Annotated in this window: 7 protein-coding genes; all 7 read right to left on the reverse strand. The window is 28.9% G+C overall.

Going from position 1 to position 7394, the window contains the following annotated elements:
* Window positions 1–289: 289 nt before the first annotated feature.
* The 7 genes from N4A48_RS09760 to N4A48_RS09790 are packed head-to-tail and all read right to left on the reverse strand — an operon-like array spanning window position 290 to window position 7217.
* Window positions 290–739, reverse strand: a complete 450-nt coding sequence (locus N4A48_RS09760; RefSeq protein ID WP_293665723.1) for an SUKH-3 domain-containing protein — start codon at window positions 737–739, stop codon at window positions 290–292.
* 11 nt (window positions 740–750) lie between these two features.
* Window positions 751–3639, reverse strand: a complete 2889-nt coding sequence (locus N4A48_RS09765) for a hypothetical protein (RefSeq protein ID WP_293665724.1) — start codon at window positions 3637–3639, stop codon at window positions 751–753.
* A 20-nt stretch (window positions 3640–3659) separates the two neighbouring features.
* A complete protein-coding gene (locus N4A48_RS09770) occupies window positions 3660–4058 on the reverse strand; it encodes a DUF4280 domain-containing protein (protein WP_293665725.1) in 399 nt (132 codons plus the stop codon).
* A gap of 15 nt (window positions 4059–4073) precedes the next feature.
* Window positions 4074–4598 (reverse strand): imm11 family protein, encoded by a 525-nt coding sequence (locus N4A48_RS09775; RefSeq protein WP_293665727.1) that lies wholly within the window; start codon window positions 4596–4598, stop codon window positions 4074–4076.
* A gap of 6 nt (window positions 4599–4604) precedes the next feature.
* Window positions 4605–5210: a hypothetical protein gene (locus N4A48_RS09780; RefSeq protein ID WP_293665728.1), complete on the reverse strand. Its 606-nt coding sequence runs from the start codon at window positions 5208–5210 to the stop codon at window positions 4605–4607.
* Window positions 5207–6619, reverse strand: coding sequence for a contractile injection system protein, VgrG/Pvc8 family (locus tag N4A48_RS09785; RefSeq protein WP_293665729.1), 1413 nt, complete (start codon window positions 6617–6619; stop codon window positions 5207–5209). Before N4A48_RS09785 ends, N4A48_RS09780 begins: the two co-directional genes overlap by 4 nt.
* Window positions 6620–6635: 16 nt before the next feature.
* Window positions 6636–7217, reverse strand: coding sequence for a hypothetical protein (locus N4A48_RS09790; protein WP_293665730.1), 582 nt, complete (start codon window positions 7215–7217; stop codon window positions 6636–6638).
* Window positions 7218–7394 lie beyond the last annotated feature (177 nt).

The following is a 7394-nucleotide window of genomic DNA, read 5'->3' on the forward strand; positions in this document are numbered from 1 at the left end:
ATTGATTTTAAAATCTTAAAATTTTGAAACTCGCTATCGCTCAAACAGTCAAAATTTCTTAACAGATTTTAAAATCAATTTCACCTTGAAAACTTAAAAATTAAATAACAAGAAAAACTTATGTATTCACTTTGTGGTAGAGGTGTTTTGTGATTATTTAAATTTACATTCTATAATGAAAATATATAAAACATTTTATTAAGTAAATATTGCTGTAGTATAATAATGTAATTTATAAATTCATCTAAAAGAAAGCATATTAAATTTCTTCAAACTGTCCTTTATCTTTTTAAAATTCTCCCCAATCCTTTCCTCCTTTTTCACAAATTATATTATCTAAACCTTCCCATACTGTATCCCCTTCTTTTCCAGTTGTACAATATAACTTTCCTGATTCAGATATAAATAATGTAAGGTTCCTATTATAAATCTCACCTACAGGAACTGTTTTTTCCCCAGTCTCTTCTTCTATATCAAAATGCTCTTTTCTTAATTCTCCTATTGTTTTTTCAACGTTTGTATGATGGTATCTTATTCTTTTTATTACCTCTCTACGTTTAATTTCATATTCAATTTTAATTTCCAATTCACCAAACTCCTCTAAAAACCTTTCTGCAGCTTCAAAAATCTCAAAACCTTTTAATCTCAGAAATTCTATACTTGAAAATACATCTATCTTTCTTCCAGAATACCATCCTGCTTCTTTTAATACTTGTAAAGTTTTTTCTGATACTTCCATCTACATCACTCCTAATCAATATTATAAAATCCATAAAATGTCTCTAAACAGTTATCACAAAATTCTTTAACCGATCCATCAGATGTATGTACTGAACGTATTATTAAATTATCTATTTCAGCTCCTTTTAATATAGCATCTCTCATAGCCCAAATTTCTGCACAATTTTCTACATTCCACTTAAATTCAAAGCTAGGCTCACCATACTTATTGTACTTACCTTCCTTAATTGCTAAATCTTTAGTCTTTTCAATCATCTTTCTTAATTCTTCCATTTCTTGCTTCATTAGCTTCTTATCTTTTCCAATAAAGAAACTCTCTGGTAAGTCATCTATATATTTATCTGATAACAATTCTCTGTAGTATTTAACATAATCTTCTGATGTTTTGCAAATTGTTGTTGGATCTATTCCTCTAGGATCAATTATGGTAGGATTATTTTTCCACATTTTATTCCCAGCAAACCCTCTCCTCGATGTATCTGTTATATCCATAACACAAGCAGCAGTACTTATACCCTTTGCTTCTCCATATTCTCCCTTAATAAGAGCTTTTCTATATTTTTCTAATGAATCCTTTATTTCTTCAGAAGCTTGATGTAACTGTAATTTTATTTTTGGGTCACTAGTATATTCCTTATTTTGCTTATTGTTTTTATTATTATTTGTGTTTTTATTTGAAGAACCACTTCCTCCTGAAGTTGGTTCAATATCACTTTTTTTAATATAATAAACTTGCCCATCTGGTGTAACAACCTTTTGAGGCACTAAGTTATCTACCCTATTTACAAGGTTCTTTGCTTTTTGTGCATATCCTTCTCCAAATTCTTTAGCTATTCTTTGAGCTTTATTTAAATATCTTTTCCCAAATTTATTTCCTGCTTTTGTAAATTTATTTATATTGTTGTCTATTGAATTAAATATTTTGCTTGCACCTTTTTTAAGCCACGGTGATACTGCTGGTGATCCTTCTGATGCTAGTTTTTTAAGCCCTTTCCCTCCATAGTGAAATGCTCCACCTGTTAGAATTCCTATTCCAACATCAAATCCTAATGTCCAAGGATCTATTTTTCCATCTTCTAGTGTTTGTCTTACGCAGCTTTCAAAACCGTTTGTTATTCCTCCTAAGATCATTTTTGCTGATACTGTTGAAGCTGCTCCAAACGGTCCAAATAAAGCTCCTGATAATGCCCCTATGAATGTTTCTCTTCCAGCTGTAGCCATATAATCACTGGTGTCGCTTACCTCTCCTCGTTTTATATCGGAGATAGCTTTACTAGCTACTGCCGCTGTTCCTCCTATACCTGCTGATAGTGCGATTGCTCCTACTAATGGCGCTGCGGCTCCTAGTGTTGCAGCTACTGCAACTGCTGCTATGGTTACTACTGCTACTACGGCTAATCCTGCAAGGACGTTTTTTGCTAGTTTCCCCCAGTTGAATGGAGATTTTTTAGGTGGTTGTCCTTGTTTTGGTTCGTCGTCAAATGGAGGGTATTGTGTTCTATCACTACCATCTGCGTTTACGTTAGTGCCTAGGAAGTGGTATTCATTTTCTATTGAAAATCCGTTTAAGGCTTTTGTTCGTTTTGTGAAAAGTTGTGATTGTGCTTTTATTATTATTTTTTTTGGTGTGTATAGTGATATTTCTTCTCCAGCGTTGAGTCTTAGTTTTTTATGGCTTTTTATTGTTATTCCAGTAGAGTCATCAAAGCTAATTTTTAAGGGTTCTTTGCATCCTGCTACTATGTTTATGTTTCCTGGGCTTAGTTCTAGTTCACTTCCGTGTTCTGTGCCAAAGTAGCGAGTGTTTGGGTTTTTAGTTTTTTGACAGCTACTTCCGTTTTTTCTTATGCATCCTACTACTTTTGCGTTGTTTTCTATATTGTTAGGAAAGTATAGGCTTGCATTGGTTCCTATTTTTGGCATACAATACATTACGTTTCCTGTAGGTGGTGTAAATGAAAACCAGTGTGCTTTGTCTTTAGGTTGGTTTTTGTCTATATTAAGGTGAAGTTTTACGAGTTCAGCTTTTGTGTCTATTACCTTTCCTTCAAGGGACGCTCCTTTTAAGTTTGTATTATATGTATTATTTTGGTAGATTCCTTTTTGTCTAGATAATTTATATCTATATTTTAAAAGTCCTTTATCAATATAGGCGTTTATTTCACTTACATACAGTCGTTTTTTTCTAAACCATATTTCATCTCCTATTTGATACTGGTTCTTAGTTTCTATTTCGTAGTAGAAAAAATCAGTATCATGAAATCCCGCTTCATACCCACCTGCTTTTTGGAATGCAAATAAATCTTTGCTTGCATTGTATGAAATATTATCAGGTATTGTATGGCTTTTTCCTTTTGGTAATCCGAAATGAAATTTAGGATTTTTATCCATTATATCACATACTATGACAGAATTAAAATGGCTTGCAAGACGTTTTATAAACTCCCAATCTGTTTCTTTATATTGGATTATGGGTTTTTCTATTTTTGTTTCTTTATTAATATTATTTGTATAGCTATTATTTTGATAATCTTTTATAGTTTCACTAATAAGTTGAGAATACTTAATGTTAGTCTCTTGAAAAGATTTACTTTTTTTCTTAGTATCTAATAAAAAGCTTCCTGATATTGCTTGTAGTTCTATGTAATATACTCCATTTTTATTTATTGTCTTTACACTTGAAGCTAATCCTTTAAAAATGGTTTTGTTATTTACTTCGTATATATGTATTTCATCGTTTAAGGTTGCATTTATTGATGTATCAAAATTTATATTTTCATCAATTATTCCTTTTAGATATAGTTTTGCATGTTCATTTAGTTTATGCTCTAATTTTATATCTTCTACTATTTTTATATTGTAAGGTGATTTTATTCTTATATTATCAAAACCTGTCATACCCTCACCCCCCATTTGTATTATTCCTCTTGCTGTCCGTCATCTACAAATGTTATTATTCCTTCATATGCACAAATTAATTGTGATTTTGTTGTAAGAGCAGATTTTCCTTCTACTTTTGTATTTTCTTTCGTATTATCCCATTTTTCAAAAATTTGTGGGCAGCATTTCTTGCCAGAGATTGTACTGCCATTAACTTCGTGAACTAAATAGATAGTTTCATTGTTAGGGTTTTGAGGACTATCGCATATACCAAAGTATGAAATATTTTTATCTACCTTGTTATCTTCTTCATTCATCATTGGTTTTTTATTAACATATGAGCCGTGACTAACAGGAAGATTAATTTTTCTTTTATGGCTCCCACAGCTACACTCCATTTTAGCTCCTCTTACTACATATTTGTATGAATCTGACATTAGCCTATCCCCCTTTTATTCAATTTCTAATTTTTCAAGATGTATACCTATAAAATCACGTCTTAATATACTTTCAGCAACATCAAGTCTAACTACTATTAATGTTTTTGTACCTTCTTTAATCTTAAAAATTTTTCTGTTATTTATCTTTTTTTCATCTAATATTACCTTCTTAATTACACTTTTATCCAAAGTGAATTCAGAGTTTGAGCTTAGTGCTTCTATTTCTTCAAATATAGGAAGAAAGTAGTTTTTCTGTTTTTGCTTTTTAGTGTCTATAAAGGCTATCCTTTTAAAAATAATATCTGGTTCGTATTTTTCAAATAGTTTTTTAAGTGTATCTGATATTAAGTAAATTTGCCTATCTAGTATATCTAAAAAGTAGCACTCAGAATCTGCTTTTATATTAAGGATTGTGGTATCCTCAATTTTGTGTGCATTTAACTGATTAATATTTCTTTTATCAATTTTTCTTGCTAATTCTATAATAGAAGGTGTTTTTGTATATCGCTGATCTTGTTTTAATAAAAAATAATCCATTTTTATTTACTCACCCCCATTTTCTTTATATAGAATTTCGCTTTGGTCCATATATTCTCCCGCTAAAATACATATGTCGTTAGTTTTATCCATTTCTTTGTATTTAGAGTTTTCTAGAAAATTAAATATTAAATTTTTTATAAATTCTACAGCTAAAACGTGATATTTTGTTGATTCAAGAAATTTTATTCTATCTATATCCATAGATGTTATTTTAGAAAAGTAATCTACTTTTTTCTGTTCAAGGTCTTTCATATGGTTAAATAATGAAGTAAATATAAAATCAGAGTTCCAAAGTGAAAAGCATTCTTTCTTATCTAAAAACCAATTTTCATCATACGTTTCAATTCTATAAAATGATTTATTCTCGATAATACTTGTTCTTAAAAAAGATATGTATATATACTTAATATCACCTTTTTCTCCCTTATTTTGAAGATTTAAAGATTTTTTACATGCTAATTCAAAAGCTGATATTAATTCATTTTCAATCTTTTCTTTATCCTGCTTATATCGTTTGTCAATTTCATTTAATTCATATTGCCATCTTTGATATACATGATCTTTTATAAAATCTTGTAATACTTCCTCTTTATTTATTTGATTTATCATTCTATATTCACCTTTGCTCCACTTATAGTTACATCATCTAATATGCTCAAGGTTGCATTAGCTTGTTTTAAATCTATTCCTGAATCTCCTTGAATTACAATTTTAGATCCACCATTTATTTCTATATCATCTAAAGCAGATAAAGATATCTTTTTATTACTATTTATTTCTATTCCTCCACTATCTGTAAGCCTCATCAACATTTTCCCATTTCCTATTATTTCTATTGCACCTTTTTTAAATAGGATTTGCTTTCCATATTTTGTACTTATACTCTTGATTGAAGGATCACTTCTCTTTGTAGTATCAGAAGAGGCTAGATTCACAGAACTTGCTGTAAAAGCATTTTTTTCTTTTTCATCTGGAAAATAAAGACGCACTTTATCACCTATTTCAGGCATACAGTACCAACCACTTCCATCAGGAGATGAATAAACTGTAGAGTATTCAAACCACATAGCTTCATTTTTAGGTTGATTTTTATCTATTTCTAAATGTACCTTAACCATATCTTTGGATACGTCTAAAATATTTCCGAATATAGAGGCTCCTGTTAGTGAATAATTGTATATTTTTCTCCTACTTAATCCTTTTTTATCTCTTAATATATATTTATTTAAAAGTATTCCATTTTTCATTTCTATTTCAGCTTTAAATACATAAAGAGTTCTATTTTTAAACTCAACTGGACTGCAAAGTTCAAGTATTTTATTACTTGTTATTTCATAGCTTATTAAGTTTTGCTCTTTAATTCCTTGTATGTCATTTTCAGATTTTATCTTATATGCTTTTAAATCTTTCTTTATTGAGTAGTTAAATTCATCTATATTACATTTTTTAGTAGAGTCAGAAATCCCTATGTAATATTTTGCTCCATCAAATGTACATTTTGAAACAAGGGGTGCATTAAAGTGTGATGCTAATCTTTTAATAAATTCCCAATCTGTTTCATTATATTGAACAAGTAATCCTTGTATGCTTTTACCTTTTGAAATTTCATCTATGGCACTAGCATTTGGATATTCGGCTGTTATTGAGTTAAATATTTCATTATATTTGCTATTTTTATTTTGAAAAGATCGACTTTTCTTTTTAATATCCATCAAAAACGTTGGACTTAAAGCTTCTATTGTAATGCTTCTAACATTGTCAATAGCCTTAACAGCTATGTTTGTAACAATTCCTTTAAATAACACACACGTATTATTTTCATTTTTAAGATGAACTTCAATTTTTTCGTTATTATTAGCATTTTCAACATATTGATCTACATTTTCTTCATGTATAATTCCACTAATATAAAGTCTTGAATGTTCATTTAATTCTTGTGTTAATTTAAGGTCAATTATCTTCTCAAATTTATAAGGTGATATTAAAATATTTGCATATGTATATATAAATTCACTCATACTTTTTCATCTCCCCTTAGTTCTCTTTTATTACCTGTATTGTTCTTATTACTTGAAATGTAATATCTCTCCATTTTTCATAGTCATTATATAAGCAACAAAATGTCCCCATCATTGTTTCACCTTCAAATTCAAAGAAAAACATAATGTTATAAATAAATCCATCTAATGCAGGACTTTTAAATTCAAAATAACCTATATTTTTACCATCTACTTCTTCTACTTCTTGTGCATAAAATACGTTTGAAGGATTCATTTTTTTTATAATTGATTTCATTCCATCCGTAAGTTCTTCTACCAAATCTTCATTTAATTCTTGGTCTATTTTGTTTAAGGTTATATTAATACTTCCTGTTTCGTCAGTTTTAATAATTTGAGGACGGAACGCTGATGGGTACTTTAACTCTCTTAATTTTTCATCCATATCTTTAAAATCATTTGGAATATAAATTTTTAACTTTTCATTAAAAAATCCATATTCTTCAAATGTATAATATCTATTTCCGATTTTAACATCACCATCGCAAATGTTTTTGACTTCATTCATTTTTTCTGACTTATTAATAAACTCTATTATCTTTTCATCAGCATATTCCATAAAATATACACCTCACCTTAATCTATTATTATTCTATTAGATAAATAATTTATATTTGACTCTGTTTCTTTTCCTTGTTTAATAGTGTTAAGTATTTGAACTAAGTATTTATACATCCTCTCATTTGAATAATCCTCATACTCAACATCAAGCCTTGATGATATATAACTTATAATC

It is taken from the genome of Tepidibacter sp. (assembly GCF_025210165.1).
GTDB lineage: Bacteria > Bacillota > Clostridia > Peptostreptococcales > Peptostreptococcaceae > Tepidibacter_A.

Coding starts and splice junctions, on each gene's coding strand:
- N4A48_RS09790 (WP_293665730.1), bottom strand. CDS start 7,217: ATGGAATATGCTGATGAAAAGATAATAGAGTTTATTAATAAGTCAGAA.
- N4A48_RS09775 (WP_293665727.1), bottom strand. CDS start 4,598: ATGGATTATTTTTTATTAAAACAAGATCAGCGATATACAAAAACACCT.
- N4A48_RS09770 (WP_293665725.1), bottom strand. CDS start 4,058: ATGTCAGATTCATACAAATATGTAGTAAGAGGAGCTAAAATGGAGTGT.
- N4A48_RS09765 (WP_293665724.1), bottom strand. CDS start 3,639: ATGACAGGTTTTGATAATATAAGAATAAAATCACCTTACAATATAAAA.
- N4A48_RS09780 (WP_293665728.1), bottom strand. CDS start 5,210: ATGATAAATCAAATAAATAAAGAGGAAGTATTACAAGATTTTATAAAA.
- N4A48_RS09760 (WP_293665723.1), bottom strand. CDS start 739: ATGGAAGTATCAGAAAAAACTTTACAAGTATTAAAAGAAGCAGGATGG.
- N4A48_RS09785 (WP_293665729.1), bottom strand. CDS start 6,619: ATGAGTGAATTTATATATACATATGCAAATATTTTAATATCACCTTAT.